Genomic DNA, 15,082 nt, shown 5'->3' on the forward strand with positions numbered 1-15,082 from the left:
ATCCAATAAGATAGGACTGAAGTCCTCACTACCAACCTAAAGACTAAAAACCCGGTTTCTCTACAGAAACCGGGTTTTTCAATTGAAAATTGCCTGTTTGCATTCTGTGAAGTACCCCAACTTGCTTCGCTGAAGTTGGGGCTTCCAACCGGAGCTAACAAGGACGGTCTTATTCGTCTTCGGAGTTTCCCGTCTCAACAGCCGTTGCCTCTACTATGCCGTCATAGCGTTGGTCTTACACAGCCTCCACAGGCAGCAATCCCACTTCCTGAGATTGTTTGATTTCTATTCGTACAACGCATGGAGGACTTACGACAATGGTCAGCCAGCGGATTTGTTCTTTCCCCGTTTCTCATGCTAGTTCCCAGGCTAAAAGCCTTTTGTGGTCAGCCATGCGGGTGGGTCAACGACCAACTCAATTATACTCTGAATTGGCTGTTGCAGCGATAGCGGAAACAGCCGCGTCTTTCATCCCCCACATGAGCCATTCCGCAATTTGCTTCGCTCTTGCTTCATTACCAGAGGTGGGGGAGTTCCCGACTATTTGTTAAATGAGTTTACTGATCGTAGCTGCCGCCTACGCCGATTTGGGTATTGTAGATTTTGGCATCAGTAATGGTCATGTTTTCCATTGATGCGCCTGATACGTCAGCGGTGTTGATGATGGCGGCTGTCAGATTTGCCCGATCGAGGTCTGCGCCATTTAAACTGGCGTTAGTCAGGAAAACTGCGGTTAAGTTGGCACCCGTCAAGTTAGCCCCGGTCAAGTCAGCGCCTTCGAGGTTAGCATTGGAGAGGTTTGCGCCTTGCAAATTCGCTTCTCTCAAATCTGCACCAATCAAATGAGCCTCCGCCAAATTTGCTCCTGACAAGTCACACCCAAAGCATTGCCCAGTGGAGAGTAGCTGCTTGACCTGAGCGGGATTTGCAGCACTAGCGGGCCCGGCAAACAGTAGGGGAGCAATTAAAAAAGTTGTGGCTAGTAAATGGCGTTTCATAATCCCTTTTCCTCCCCAGACTTGATGTTTAAGTTCTTCTGTTTATATCTACAAGCTTACCACGGTCGTTTTCGCAAATTTGCGATCGAATTCACAGACCTGCTGTGATATTCATTATCCTCCGCAACCGGCAGGTGGTCTAGAAAAGCTCGCAAAACTTAATATCGTAAAACTTAACACTGCCGAACTTAATACGGTCTGTTTTTGTAGTAATCTTTTCTAGGTTAGCCAGGACAGCGAACATACGTCTCTTGCCGAAGATGGATATAATTACCGCTGCGATGGACGATCGTCTGAGTTAATTATCTGCCAAAAAGTTCCCTAGAAATACATTATTTATAATAAAACTGTCACGGGACAGAAAATTTACATTTAAAATCAAGATATGGTTATAACTTTATAGGTAGAGCCAGAGCCGTCATCGGCCAGCTTCCCTGCCTAAGTTCGGGGTGCATTTTTAAGAAAAAATTTTAATTACGTGTCAGCAGCGCTGTCAAAATCCACATATTGATTGGAAAGCAGCGCTTTTTAGCAAGGTTGCAGAGTTAACGCGCGATCGCCAAAATGAATTAAATCCTATGATAAAAAATGATTCCTCCAAGCATCTGCCGACTTTAGATCAAGTAATTGACCGCTCCCCCTTGACAGTTGCGCCCGATACCCCATTAGCAGAAGTAATTACCCTGATGGGCCAACGGCGCGGAAGTTGCTCTATAAACCCAGACATTCCACCCACCGATATCTACCCGCAACTCACAGAAATCTCAAATCCCCTCACCTCAAGCGCCCTCAGAGACGCCAGAGGTATCTGCGTCTTTGTCGTCGAACAATCCCTCGAAAAATCCGACTCGCAATCTGCTCAAAATTCTCAATTGCAAGGAATCTTCACTGAGAGGGATCTCGTCGATTTGATTGCATCTGGCAAAAACTTAAAAAATGTTACGATCGCAGAAGTTATGCAGCAGCCGACAGCAACTCTGACGAAAGGTGAAGATAGAGACATTTTTAGCGCCTTAATTCTGTTGGGGCAACAACGAATTCACCATTTGCCAGTATTAGACAGTGACGGTCAACTTTTAGGAGTAATTACGCCAGAAAGCATTCGCCAAGGGATGGTGCAACCGGCAAATATCTTAAAAATGCGCCTGGTGAAAGAAGTAATGACTGCACAAGTTATTCAAGCGCCTGTTACCTCGTCAGTTATCAGTTTAGCCGAGTTGATGGCGCAGCACCGCGTTAGCTGCGTGGTAATTACAGCGCCAACAGAATTATCGATGAATGTGTCGTTCCCAATTCCTGTAGGCATAGTCACGGAACGGGATATTGTCGAATTTCAAGCTTTAGATATAGATTTGTCGCAGACGATCGCCGAAACTGTAATGAGTAGCCCTTTATTTAGTCTCAAGCCAGAAGACTCGCTTTGGGTGGCTCATCAGGAAATGCAGCAGCGTTTAGTCCGCAGGTTAGTAGTCACTGCCGAAGGCGGAGAACTGCTGGGAATAGTTACTCAAAGCACTTTACTGAGCGTACTTGACCCGATGGAAATGTCCGGGGCGATCGATATTTTGCACGCCAGCGTCCAAGAACAGACTAGCGAATTGCAAAAAGCGATCGCATCTCTAAGCTTGACTAACAGCCGACTGGAACAGGAAATCGTTACCCGCAAGCAGGCAGAGGTGCGGCTGCAACTGTTAGAATCTGCCGTAGTTAACGCTAACGACGCGATCGTGATTATGGATGCGGGATACAGCGATATCTCCGATCCCACCATCATCTATGTCAACGAAGCTTTTACCCAAATGACCGGTTATCGGCCCGCAGAAATTATCGGCCAAACACCGAGTTGTCTGCGCGGGCCCGACAGCGATGGCGCTCAAGTTGCCAAAATTCGCCGCGCTTTCTCTCGCCGAGAACCCCTGCGCTTGGAATTGATCAACTACCGCAAAGATGGTTCCACTTATTGGGTGGAACTCAACAGCGTACCAGTTGCTGACGAGTCGGGAAACCTGACTCACTGGGTGTCCGTGCAGCGCGATATTAGCGATCGCAAGCGCATGGAACAAGCTTTTTTTAAGGAAAAAGAACTAGCTCAAGTTACCCTACAATCGATCGGCGATGCAGTAATCGCTACTGACAGCAACGGCTACATTTCTACCCTCAATCCAGTTGCCGAAAAACTCACGGGTTGGTCAACCTCAGAAGCTAAAGGTTTGCCCCTAGCGGGCGTGTTGAGAATAGTTGACGAAACTACTCGGATGCCGATCGAAAATATCGCCCAAATTGCTTTGTACGAAGGTCGGATTGTTGACCAAGGACACAACAGCTTGCTGATTGCGCGCCACAACCGCGAATTTGCGATCGACCATTGCGTTGCCCCCATCCACGCTAGTAACGGCACAATTGTCGGGGCCGTCGTTGTATTTCGAGATGTCACCCAAGTGCGAACTCAAGCGCGACAACTCACCTGGCAGGCAACTCACGACCCGCTGACGCAATTGGTCAACCGTCACGAATTTGAGTACCAGCTAGAACACGCCCTGCACAGTTCTCAAGGTTACGGTCAAGAACACGTGATGCTTTACCTGGATCTCGATCGCTTCAAAATAGTTAACGACACCAGCGGTCACGTTGCAGGCGACGAAATGCTGCGCCAAGTCAGCCAGCTACTTAAAAGCAATATCCGCAAAACAGATATTTTGGCTCGTCTGGGCGGCGATGAGTTTGCTGTACTCCTGTACAATTGTCCGCCAGAACAGGGCTTAGATGTTGCAAAATTGCTACTGCAAAACATTCAGGAATTCCGGTTTGCGTGGCAGGACAAAACTTTTGCGATCGGCGTCAGTATCGGTTTGGTGGCAATTAATCCCAAAACAGTATCGACTTCTGCGGTGTTGAGCGCGGCCGATCTAGCCTGCTATGCTGCTAAAAATAAAGGCCGCAATCGGGTGCAGGTTTATCAAGCGGGCGATCGGGAATTAATCAAACAGCACGGCGAAACCCAGTGGGTAGTCGAAATCAATCAAGCTTTAGAAGAGAATCGCTTTCGCTTGTACTCTCAGCCGATCGTACATTTGCGAGAGCTCCCCACCACCGGCACCCACTGCGAAATCCTCCTCCGCCTCCAGCTTGAGAACGGTCAGTTAGTCTCACCAATGGCATTTATTCCGGCTGCCGAACGCTACAACTTGATGCACGCGATCGATCGCTGGGTAATTCGCACTTTATTTAGCAATTTATCTAAAATTTTCACGGCAAATCTCTTAGTCCAAAACCCCGGCGCAGACAGCGATAAAATAGCTACCTTGCCTGCTTGCTGCTCCTTGTCTAATTCACAAGCTTCATTTACAAAACATCCCAGCCTTTATGCAATCAACCTTTCTGGGGACAGCCTTAACGAAGAAAAATTCATCGACTTTATTCAAGAGCAGTTTTCTATCTATCAAATACCGCCGGAAATAATTTGTTTTGAAATTACCGAAACCGTGGCGATCGCGAATCTCAGCAAAGCAGCCTGCTTAATTTGGAAACTCAAGGAACTCGGCTGCCAGTTTGCCTTGGACGACTTCGGTAGCGGGATGTCTTCCTTTGCTTACCTAAAAAATTTGCCTGTTGACTATATCAAAATAGATGGGAATTTTATTAAAAATCTTGCCGAGAATCCTATTGATATTGTCATGGTGGAAGCTATTACCAAAATTGCCCACGCCATGGGAATTAAAACTATTGCCGAGTATGTGGAAAGTCAAGCAGTTATGGATAAACTCAAGGAACTTGGGGTAGATTACGGTCAAGGTTATTATTTGGGAAAGCCTCAAAGTTGTAATTTTGGCTCTCCTATTGTAGAGGAAGTTTTGGGGGAATTTTCGGTTGATTCTTTGGGTTTTGAGACCAAGTTAGCTTCTTGAATAGTTGACAGTGGTCAGTAGTTATTGGTTATTGGTTATTGGTTATTGGTTGAAAGTTCCCCATTATCAATTCCCTATTGCCAATTCTCATTTACAACTGTCAACTGTCAACTGTCAACTGTCAACTGTCAACTGATATCAGCTTCAATGTACTGACTGTCTAAGAGAAAAGCACCTTTTTCAAAGCGAATGCCCCAATAATTGCCGGGACGCCGATCGATCACAACACCCTGGGCCCCGATCGCAATTACATTCGCAGGCCGCAGCATCGGCATCGGTTCGGCAGTTTTCACGAAAGGTGGCATCGCCACAACTCGGACTTTTTGACCGATGGTAAATTCTTTATCCATAGTTTTTATGTTTTTATTGGCGATCGGCATAACCTAAGCTTAACTGGGAGTGCGATCGATATCTATGAAATTTCAGACAGTATCTTTCATGCGTTTGGCCAGCAAACAATCCTCAAAGCTAAAGGATTCTTCGTCTAAAAAGCTGGAGATTGCCATTTCGATTGCCGCTTCGAGAGGACATTCAAGTTCAGCGGACTTGGACAAGAGGGCAGCTTTTATATAGTCAGGCAAATAATCGACTAACTGATGAATAGCTTCGGTCGAAAGGTGTTGCGTGGCGATAGTTTGAGTCATGATTCTCTGATTTCAAGTTCAGATTCTTTAGTTACCAGAAAGAATTGGTTGAAAGCCACCCGCCGGAGTCCGAGAAATGAAAATCAGACTATTCAACTCCAATCCTCTGACTTATAGGTAGAGGTCGCTCTCAAACTGTCAACTGTCAATTGTCAACTGTCAATTGTCAACTGTCAATTGTCAACTGTCAACTGTCAACTGTTGAACGCGCACCGGTTTGCAATCGGCAAAACCAAGTGCTTCGCTATCGAGGAAGCTAGCAATTGGCCTGGACACAACAATTTCGATCGGATATTCAATTTCAGCCGCACGGGCAATCAGGGCGGCACGAATTCGTTCGGGAAGGTATTTTAGGATGGCTTCGGCATCGGCAGCAGATAGTTGTTCCAGAGTTGTCGATCGCATGACTTTAGCTTTCCGGTGGCACGGGACACTAAATCGATTTTGACACCGATCGCGCTACAATTGTCAATCGGGATAAAAACAGCCGATCGGTATGTTATAGAAGAGGTAGGGAATAATTGCTATGGCTACAAGTCGTCGCATTGAGCGCGTAGCTTCAATGATTAAACGGGAAGTCAGCCTGATGTTGCTCAACGGCATTAAGGACGATCGTGTAGGTGCGGGTATGGTTAGCGTTACCGACGTAATTGTTTCCGGAGATCTTCAGCATACAAAGATTTTTGTCAGCATCTACGGTACTGATGAGGCGAAGGCCGAGACTATGGAAGGTTTGAAATCTGCCACTAGCTACGTCCGCAACCAGCTAGGCCACCGGATACAACTGCGCCGGACTCCGGAAGTGGTATTTCTTGAAGATCGTTCTTTGGAACGGGGTGATAAAATGCTGATCTTGCTGAACCAGCTTTCTGCCGATCGCAAACCAGGTATGTTTGACAACGAAGAATTGACGGATGATGGCGAAAAATTGACCAATGATGATGATGATGATGATGATGATGATTTAGAAGAAGACGAGGATTAATCTCAAATCCGGTGGCATTGGAATTATGTAATGCGAGTGTCCAAATCTATGATTCCAATGCCCAATTCCCAATGCCCGATTCCCGATTCCCAATTCCCAATTCCCAATTCCCAATTTCCCATGATTGACAATCTTTCCTTACCCGAACTTGTAGCCCAGATGTTCGTGGTGCGCGCTTCAGGCTACTTGTTTGACCACCAAATTCGCTATCGGGCCTGGGAACCAACGGCCGACAAACTCCGCTATTATCTGGAAAATTTGGGCGTGGGTGGGGTGATTTTGGTCGGGGGAAGTGCTGCGGAATTGGCCGTTCGATCGCACCAATTGCAGTCTTGGGCAAAATTTCCGCTGCTGCTGGCTGCCGATATTGAGGAAGGTGTCGGCCAGCGGTTCGCCGGGGCGACTTGGTTCGGGCCGCCGATGGCTATTGCTGAAATTGCGCGGCACGATGCGGGTAAAGCAGATCGCTATGCGGAACAAATGGGCGCTGTGACTGCGATCGAAGCTAGGGCGATCGGTCTCAATTGGATTCTCGCACCGGTGGTCGATGTTAACAACAATCCTGACAATCCTGTGATTAACGTCCGCGCTTTTGGCGAGACACCGGAAATTGTCAGCAAATTGGCAAGTGCTTTTATTCGCGGCGCAGGCGAACACCCGATTTTGACTACGGCTAAGCATTTTCCCGGCCACGGAGATACGGCGGTTGATTCTCACTTGGAATTGCCGGTTTTGTCGCATTCGCCCGATCGATTGGCCCAGATTGAGTTGCCTCCTTTTGTAGGGGCGATCGCCTCCGGGGTGGATGCTGTGATGAGTGCTCACTTGCTGATTCCGGCTTGGGATGACGAGTTTCCGGCTACTCTTTCTCGCAAAATCTTGATCGGAAAGCTGCGCCAAGAGTTGGGATTTGATGGTTTGATTGTGACTGATGCTTTGGTGATGGGCGCGATCGCCAATAAGTACGGCCCTAATGAAGCTGCTGTTTTGGCTGCCGAGGCTGGTGCTGATGTTTTGCTGATGCCGCTTGACCCGGAAGGGGCGATTCTGGCTGTCTGCGAAGCTGTCACTCAAGGGCGACTCGACATATCACAAATCAAAGAATCTGTCAAGCGAATTTGGAAAGCGAAAATTAAAGTGGGTTTGTCGATCGACCAAACAGCCACAAATCCCAAATTCGACCCGCCTCAACCGCCTCTGAGCAAGGGGGGTAGTTCTAGCGACTTAATTTTGCTGGCAACAGCAGAGGCAAGGGCGACGGCTGCCGATATTTTGCGAGATTCTTTAAAATTTGGTGGCGCTTTGCCTTTAGTGGCTAAAAAAACCTCGGAAAAGCAAATTTTGCGGAATTTGATTGTTGTAGATGATGTTTTGGGTTGCGAGTTTTTGGGAACACACACCCCGGCGATCGCGATTCCCGAACAGTTTGGTTACGAATTGCAACTAATTGACGATCGGACAGGCGATTTGAGTCATAATTCAAGCGCAGAGCATTTTTCTCCGACACTGCTGCAAATTTTCATTCGGGGCAATTGCTTCCGAGGTAGTGCAGGGTTAACCCAAGCGGCTCAAGATTGGTTTAAAAATTTATTAAAGACGGGAGAACTGCAAGCTGTGGTAGTTTACGGAAGCCCCTACGTTTTAGAACAATTTTTGCCACACTTGCCTCCGACTATTCCTTATATATTTTGTTTCGGACAAATGCCCGCAGCTCAATCTCTCACTGTAGAGTTGCTATTCGGCATTAACAAAACGGGCAATGCTTGATCTGCCAGACTGCCAAGTCTTTCCTTGGCTTCACCAGCACTTAAATCGATCCACCCGGTTTCTGTCAGAAATTTTGCTTTTGCGGCGCAGCATCCAGAAACCGGGAATCTGTCGCAACTTTCTAAGTCCTGAATAAAGCTTTGCCGTAGATTCGCCTCTTAGCCTGCAACATCTGCCACCCCTCAAAATCCCCAGGCAGATCCCATTGCTCCCTCATCATCTCTATAAGTTTTTCAAATTAATCGGCAAACAGTATCTCAGTATACAGAAAAAAATTTAACTTCCATAATCCTAAGTTTGGATTATATTATTAACAGGGCCATAATTTTTTAGTAGTAAAACCTTGAGGGCGCATTATGATTCAGTCAACTATCAGAATCCAATACTCTTTAGATGTTATCCAAGACGAAGCACGCCACCTCGTCCATGAAGGCGTACTCAGCAGGCAACAGCCTATTTACACACTGTGTCAGTTCATTCCGCCCCGAGAATGGGCTTGCGTAGAAGGAGAATTGGAAAAATGCGATTTCTTGTTGCGCGATCGCATCGCCGACTTAATCGGTACTGAAAACTGGGATAACGACTAAAGTTTAGTTCTCTTCAATAAGTTGTTTCCAACTAAACTCCGGCTGTGTTAAAGATGCTTACTTCTTTAATCATGGGAATTTTCGGCGCGCAAATTTTCCAATTCGGCCCTCAGCGCTGCCATCTGTGCAGTTAATTCTTGAATCTCTAGTTTTACATCAGGCTGTACAACCAACTCGGGAGTAGTGTCAGTTGCTGTATCCGATTGCTGTGTCGATCCGGATTCCTCGCTGCGTGCATTCTCCCGATCGCCTGGTTGAGAGAAAATAGTATCGACAAAATTACGGGCTTCTCGATCGGTCATTTCTCCTTTTTCCAACAACTCCGAAGCTAGTGGACTTAAATCCGACTGACGAAGTTTGTCCAGATTTTCTTCTCGCTTCTGAGGATCTTGCAATGTCTCAAGTAAAAAGGAAGTTGCACCTAAAGTTAGGTGAAATCCAGTTTGCAGCATTTGAGGCAGGTTATCGGGATTCATCTAAGAAATGCCGCTAGAAAGTTTTTCGGAGTTTTTGGTTCGCCAGTTAATCCCTATGCGGCGGGATTGCCGCTTTTCGAGCGCAGATGCGAAGTTGTTGGTCGCGATGCCCGTTCACAAAAGTACGCCTTTAGGGGGATGATTTTTTTTCGCAATACAATCATTCTATCATTACTGCGTAAATTCCGAAACGTCAAGTGTAAAGTTTTGTGAAGAAGACTGACACCTAGCCTGTGGATGGAACAGTCGAGCGATTTGAGATTTGAGATTTGAGATTTGAGATTTGAGATTTGAGATGGAACAGGAGTTAGGGAGTGCGATCGCCCAAAGCCGGGGCTAGAAACCGGGTTTCTGAGAAAAATTTGCAACGAGAAACGAGAAATATTCGTAGAAACCGGGTTTCTGAGGTTGCAAGTGCATAAATCAAATCTATTTTGATCTTTGAGATTTAATGCGGTTAGGGATACAGCGCCTCGCCGGTGGATGGGTCAAAAATAAATAGTCGATCGAAGTCAAGCTGTACCGTCAGCCGATCGCCCGGACGCAAGCGAACACCCGCCGGTACTTGTAACTGTACAGTAGTTTCAGCACCCAACGCAGGTAAACTCGCCCGGATTAAAATTTCTCGCCCCAGAGGTTCCACTACTTTTACCTCTACATCGAGAGGGACTTTTTCTAAAGCCCAAATATCCCTATTGAAATCATCCTCTTCTGCTGTTTGTGGCGTAAAGATTTCTATACTTTCTGGACGAATTCCCAAATCAAATGCTTGTCCTTCTTTCGCCTGCAATCTTTTATGAATCGAGGGCGGACAGGCTAAAGATTGACTTCCTACCTGAAAAGATTCGTTAGCATAAATTGCAGGTAAAATGTTCATAGCAGGATTGCCTAAAAATGTGGCAACCATCCGGTTAGCCGGTTTAGCGTAAATGCTTTGCGGGTCTCCGATTTGCTGAATTTTGCCTCCATTTAAAACTACAATTTTATCAGCTAAAGTCATCGCTTCCACTTGGTCGTGGGTGACATAAACTGTGGTAATTCCCAGCCTTTGATGGAGTTGTTTGAGTTCGGCCCTAGTGTCGTCTCGCAGTTGGGCGTCGAGGTTAGAAAGCGGTTCGTCTAAAAGGAATACTTTGGGTTCGCGGGCGATCGCCCTTCCGAGTGCTACCCGCTGCTGCTGTCCGCCTGATAGCTGTTTCGGCTTGCGGTTGAGGAGGCGATCGATCGAGAGCGATCGGGCTACAATTTCGACTCGTGCTTGAATTTTACTCGGATCGACATTCCGCATCCGCAATCCAAAAGCCAAATTTTCGGCGACTGTCATGTGCGGGTAAAGCGCATAATTTTGAAATACCATTGCGACATCGCGCTGTCTCGCCGGAATGTTATTAACTAAATTATCTCCAATATAAAGATTGCCAGAAGTTGCCGTTTCCAAACCTGCAATTGTCCGCATAATTGTAGACTTTCCGCAGCCGGAGGGCCCGACTAATACCCAAAATTCCCCATCCGGGATTTTGAAACTGATGTTTTCAATCGCGGTGACATTTTGGTAGCGTCTGGTAATATTTTCTAAGCGAACATTTGCCATTGTTATTTGTTAGTAGTTACTGGTTATTAGTTATTTGTTAGAATTGTAGGGTGCGTCAGATGAAGTTATACAATGATTATCTAGGGTTTCAGATCTGACGCACCTTACCATATGTGCCAGTTGGCCTTAGTCCTATGGCTTTTACCTTTTGTCTTCGGAAAGCTTGTTTAATTCTAAAACTGTGCGGTCTAATTCTTCAACGATCGGCGTTAATTTAGCTTGGCGGAATGCTGCTACCAAAGCATTATAATACCAAAGAGTACCATCTTTTTTGCCTTTGAAGCGCTCCCAAACTAAGTCTCCTAATTCACGGTAATCTTTCAGGATCGATCGCACATTATAAAGTTTATCAGCCGCCGAGACCAATCTGACGGAGTGGGAAGCTTGAGGAATGCGATCGATATAAGCTTGTTTGCGATCGCGCCAAGGGGGTTTGGGCGTCGCGTCGCTGTCGGTACAGCCGTCTACAATTGCTGTCACAGTATCGCCAAAGCGGCTGCGGATGGCTTCGCGGGTAGGCGGGCCACCTCGATCTTCGATCGCATCATGAAGCAAAGCTGCGATCGCCTCATCTTCATTTGCCCCGTATTCCAAAGCTATACTAGCAGTACCCAACAAATGAGCGATATAGGGAACGCCAGAACCTTTGCGGATTTGAGTTGCGTGCAATTCTGCGGCATAGGTGAGGGCTTCAGAAAAACGGTTTGATAGTATCATAGAAGTTACCTTATTTAATCCAGTCATCAAAGGCTAATCTCCTGTAAACTTAAAATATTCAAAGAGAGGTTGCGATCGTGACAGCTACTACAACTATACCTAAAAATGCCGACCAAAAATTAGATACAGAACCGCCGTCAAAATCAGTAAATACAGCAGAAAATCAGCCAAAATCAGACTCCCATAAAGTCATACCTCTAGAAAAGTTTTTAGTCAGACCTCGTGATAAAATGGAGTGGGTTGACGGCAACTTAGTAGAGAAAACAGGAATGACATTCAAACACGGTCTCGCTCAAGTTAATCTAGCTACTGACTGGAGAAATTATAAAAATTCCAGCGGACAGGGAGGAGAAGTTATTACCGAAATACTTTGCTACACTGGCAAAAATGGTCTCCGTCCCGATGTCGCTTACATCACTCCTGAACTTTTGCCACCATCAGGAAATTTTACATCATTTTCCCAAAGCTTCCCACTCATTGCAGAAATTGCATCTCCTGAAGATAGTGCCGAAGAGTTATTTGCAAAAGGTCAAGAATATTTGGCATCGGGATGTTTAGAAGTTTGGTTGCTGTTTCCTGAAGCGAGATTGATATTTGTAAATGCAGGGGAACGCTGGCTGTTGTTTAATCCAGATGAAGTTGTTAACACTCAAAGGGTACTTACAGGTTTTAGCGTAGCTGTCAGTGAACTACTCATTTAAAAAAACTTAAATTGTTTTGCTAAATATTCAGATTTTATTGAAATTAATGATTGCTTAATCTCTCTCTTCTCCTCCTCTGCACCCTCTGCACCCTCTACCATGCGGTTCATTCATAAAAATCTTGGTAAAATTTTAGCAAAAATGTCCTCAAAGTTTGTTAAGCTGTTCTAGCAGTTTTTTTTGACCACAGTAATGAGTCAGCAGGCAACCCTATTCCAGTACAAACCACTACACAAGCCAAATCAACTGATTTGCGGAACTGGTCAAACCGCTGTAGTGACTGGGTGGACTGTAAAGCAAGCGATCGCCAAACGCCTTGACCCCCATGAGTTTGCTGTGATTGGACAGTTGTACAGTTCAACTCGTGGAATTAGCTTTCTGATTCGGAATCTTTTATTCAATCCCCATGTCCGCTTTTTAGTAATAATGAACGCTACAAAAGAAGACCTCAATGCTGGTGGATGTAAGTGCCTGCTGGACTTCTTCCGTAATGGGTTTACAGAAGGAACCAGTGATACCGGACGAAAATGTTGGGTGATTAAATCTCCCATTACTGGGTATATTGATATTGAAATTCCAGCTAATGCTTTGGAACAATTACGACAATCTATAGAAGAACCTGTAGAAGCAAAATCCATTTCTGAAGCTGTAGCCTCTGTCAAGTCTTATTCACAACAGAACATACTTGAACCCTGGGGTAATTACTTAGAATTTCCTATCTCTGAAATCGTTCCTACTATTCAACCTGGACCGCGTTACGGTCATCGGATAGAAGGAACAACTATTGCAGAAACTTGGGTTAAAATTATTCATCGCATCAAAACAACAGGTACAATTCGACCGACTGGCTACGATGGCAAATGGCAAGAATTAATTGATTTAATAGCTGTGGTGAAAAATGAGCCACCAGGCTTTTATTTCCCGGAACCAAATTATCTGCCCATTGATCGTCCTTTTGTTCAAGAATACACTTCACAAATATTAGATGATTCAGTGAAACGAGAAGGTGTTAAATACACTTATGGGCAGCGTCTTCGTTCTTGGTTTGGTGGACGCGACCAGATTGAACAAGTTATTAATAAATTAATAGGTGAGATTGACGCTGCTAGTGCAGTTATGTCGCTGTGGGATGTAGCCGATCACGATTCAGGTGGTAGTCCATGCCTTAACCATATCTGGCTAAGAGTTGTGGATAACGAACTGTCAATGACTGCTACTTTCCGCAGTAACGATATGTTTAGCGCTTGGCCCGCTAACGCTATAGGATTGCGAAAATTGCAAGAACATATTCGAGACGCGATCGCTCAGCGATCGGAGTACGATCTAAAGATGGGTCCACTGATTACCATTAGTCAGAGTGCCCATATCTACGATGATACTTTCGATTCAGTTGACCGGATTATCAACCAGCACTACCAAAAAATTGTTGATACAGAACGTAGGCGTTGTTTTGATCCAACTTATTCTGATTGCGATCCAGTCGGAAACTTCTTAATTAAAGTGGAGGATAAAGCAATAGTTGTTTCCCAAACAACTCCTGGCAGTGGCGAGATTACCAAGCATTATAGTGGCAGAGATCCTCTCAAGCTATTACGAGAAATTTGTGCTAATTCTCCGGCAATACAGCCCGAACATTCAGGTTACTTAGGGCTAGAAATCCAGAAGGCTTTTGGCTGCATTGCAACTGGCAAAAAATATATTCAGGATCAATAAATCTAAGCGTCGTAAAGTTAAAGCATAGGAAATAGTTTATGTCGGTTCTAAGCGAGTGGGATATTATCAACGAGCTAGGTAGAGGTATATTGATTTATCCTTTCTACGAGAGAAGAAAGAGCATCAGAGGTTGCTGTTTATGCCTCAGGGCAAGTGAATATGCTTATACATTTAACATAGCTGAACCGACTCAAGAGCCACAAGACTTGCTTTTTACAGATCAGGATAATAATAAATTTATTAAAATTCCGAGCCGAAAAACTGCTATAATATGGACTGAGGAATCAGTATTTCTGGGTAATTATTTATGTGGCTCTCTTCATTCAACAGTAAAGCTAGTATCACAAGGCCTTGGACATATTGGAACAAGAGTTAATCCTAATTATGGAGGTGTTATGGCTATAGCTCTCCATAATTTATCAGACAATGAGATACAGATTCAAGTAGGTGAGACTATTGCATATTTAAGAATTCATAGGTTGAGTTCAAAATCTTCTTTTCCGTCGCAGTCTAGGGAGTCTCCTGGCAAGGTTAATGATGCTATTCCTGAAGGATGTCGAAGACCGAAAAAACTTAGTGACTGGTTGTTCAACGATGATCCACAAAATCGTTGGCGACAAGGACACCCTGAGGATATTAGGAAAATGTTAGAGGCATCACCAGAATATCAAACAGCCAAGGATGAGCTTAAACAAAAATCTATCGGCTACCGTTTAGTTGGTAAGCATTGGCCACAGTGGGAGCCGATGGTTTGGACTGGGATTATCGGGGCATTAGCAGCAATTGTGGCAGGTATTCCAGGATGGATAGCATTTGTGAGATCTTCTTCGCCACCTTCTTTTGATCCAACACCAATCATCACACCAAAGACACAAATAGCACCCACTCCTAAAGCAACCTCGGTTCCAAAATAATACTGTTGAGAAAGCGTAAAAATCAATGAACAAAGTATATATATCTGGTGCTTTAACAGGAATTGAGAAACCAGCAGAAGTCAA

The 15,082-nt window shown here is 45.2% G+C and carries 15 protein-coding genes; 8 read left to right on the forward strand and 7 right to left on the reverse strand.

Translation table 11 applies throughout. The annotated features are described in order from the left end of the window. Window positions 1–557: 557 nt before the first annotated feature. Window positions 558–998, reverse strand: coding sequence for a pentapeptide repeat-containing protein (locus QZW82_RS18125; protein WP_293150681.1), 441 nt, complete (start codon window positions 996–998; stop codon window positions 558–560). A 578-nt stretch (window positions 999–1,576) separates the two neighbouring features. Between QZW82_RS18125 and QZW82_RS18130 the strand changes: the two genes are divergently transcribed. Beyond that, window positions 1,577–4,903 carry an EAL domain-containing protein gene (locus QZW82_RS18130; RefSeq protein WP_293150684.1) on the forward strand — a complete coding sequence of 1,109 codons (3,327 nt, stop codon included), beginning with the start codon at window positions 1,577–1,579 and terminating at the stop codon, window positions 4,901–4,903. Between the two features lie 10 nt (window positions 4,904–4,913). Next, window positions 4,914–5,039, forward strand: coding sequence for a hypothetical protein (locus QZW82_RS18135; RefSeq protein WP_293150687.1), 126 nt, complete (start codon window positions 4,914–4,916; stop codon window positions 5,037–5,039). On the opposite strand, the gene sipA is transcribed toward QZW82_RS18135, so the two are convergent. The 3 genes from sipA to QZW82_RS18150 form a co-directional block, all read right to left on the reverse strand. Beyond that, complete coding sequence (gene sipA, locus QZW82_RS18140) at window positions 5,032–5,253, reverse strand: regulatory protein SipA (RefSeq protein WP_293150690.1); 222 nt, start codon at window positions 5,251–5,253, stop codon at window positions 5,032–5,034. The two genes, QZW82_RS18135 and sipA, sit on opposite strands and share 8 nt — an antisense overlap. 72 nt (window positions 5,254–5,325) lie before the next feature. Further along, complete coding sequence (locus QZW82_RS18145; RefSeq protein WP_293150693.1) at window positions 5,326–5,547, reverse strand: hypothetical protein; 222 nt, start codon at window positions 5,545–5,547, stop codon at window positions 5,326–5,328. A 180-nt stretch (window positions 5,548–5,727) separates the two neighbouring features. Next, window positions 5,728–5,952 carry a hypothetical protein gene (locus QZW82_RS18150; protein WP_293150696.1) on the reverse strand — a complete coding sequence of 75 codons (225 nt, stop codon included), beginning with the start codon at window positions 5,950–5,952 and terminating at the stop codon, window positions 5,728–5,730. Window positions 5,953–6,073: 121 nt separating this feature from the next. On the opposite strand from QZW82_RS18150, the gene rbfA reads away from it, so the two are divergent. The 3 genes from rbfA to QZW82_RS18165 all read left to right on the forward strand — a co-directional run bounded on the left by rbfA (window position 6,074) and on the right by QZW82_RS18165 (window position 8,886). Further along, a complete protein-coding gene (gene rbfA / locus QZW82_RS18155; protein ID WP_293150699.1) occupies window positions 6,074–6,532 on the forward strand; it encodes a 30S ribosome-binding factor RbfA in 459 nt (152 codons plus the stop codon). A 120-nt stretch (window positions 6,533–6,652) separates the two neighbouring features. Then, window positions 6,653–8,299 (forward strand): glycoside hydrolase family 3 N-terminal domain-containing protein, encoded by a 1,647-nt coding sequence (locus tag QZW82_RS18160; protein WP_293150844.1) that lies wholly within the window; start codon window positions 6,653–6,655, stop codon window positions 8,297–8,299. A gap of 356 nt (window positions 8,300–8,655) precedes the next feature. Further along, window positions 8,656–8,886: a DUF4327 family protein gene (locus QZW82_RS18165; RefSeq protein WP_293150704.1), complete on the forward strand. Its 231-nt coding sequence runs from the start codon at window positions 8,656–8,658 to the stop codon at window positions 8,884–8,886. 65 nt (window positions 8,887–8,951) lie between these two features. On the opposite strand, the gene QZW82_RS18170 is transcribed toward QZW82_RS18165, so the two are convergent. The 3 genes from QZW82_RS18170 to QZW82_RS18180 all read right to left on the reverse strand — a co-directional run bounded on the left by QZW82_RS18170 (window position 8,952) and on the right by QZW82_RS18180 (window position 11,670). Next, window positions 8,952–9,362, reverse strand: a complete 411-nt coding sequence (locus QZW82_RS18170; RefSeq protein ID WP_293150707.1) for a hypothetical protein — start codon at window positions 9,360–9,362, stop codon at window positions 8,952–8,954. Between the two features lie 457 nt (window positions 9,363–9,819). Further along, the gene (locus QZW82_RS18175; RefSeq protein WP_293150710.1) at window positions 9,820–10,953 is read right to left on the reverse strand and encodes an ABC transporter ATP-binding protein; all 1,134 of its coding nucleotides are present in this window, start codon (window positions 10,951–10,953) and stop codon (window positions 9,820–9,822) included. A gap of 141 nt (window positions 10,954–11,094) precedes the next feature. Beyond that, on the reverse strand, window positions 11,095–11,670 hold the full coding sequence (locus QZW82_RS18180) for an HD domain-containing protein (protein WP_293150713.1): 576 nt from the start codon (window positions 11,668–11,670) through the stop codon (window positions 11,095–11,097). A 77-nt stretch (window positions 11,671–11,747) separates the two neighbouring features. Between QZW82_RS18180 and QZW82_RS18185 the strand changes: the two genes are divergently transcribed. The 3 genes from QZW82_RS18185 (at window position 11,748) to QZW82_RS18195 (ending at window position 14,998) form a co-directional block, all read left to right on the forward strand. Continuing rightward, complete coding sequence (locus QZW82_RS18185) at window positions 11,748–12,371, forward strand: Uma2 family endonuclease (RefSeq protein WP_293150716.1); 624 nt, start codon at window positions 11,748–11,750, stop codon at window positions 12,369–12,371. A gap of 192 nt (window positions 12,372–12,563) precedes the next feature. After that, a complete protein-coding gene (locus QZW82_RS18190) occupies window positions 12,564–14,084 on the forward strand; it encodes a thymidylate synthase (RefSeq protein WP_293150719.1) in 1,521 nt (506 codons plus the stop codon). Between the two features lie 38 nt (window positions 14,085–14,122). Beyond that, a complete protein-coding gene (locus tag QZW82_RS18195; protein WP_293133922.1) occupies window positions 14,123–14,998 on the forward strand; it encodes a hypothetical protein in 876 nt (291 codons plus the stop codon). Window positions 14,999–15,082 lie beyond the last annotated feature (84 nt).

It is taken from the genome of Microcoleus sp. bin48.metabat.b7b8b9.023 (assembly GCF_013299185.1).
GTDB lineage: Bacteria > Cyanobacteriota > Cyanobacteriia > Cyanobacteriales > Microcoleaceae > Microcoleus.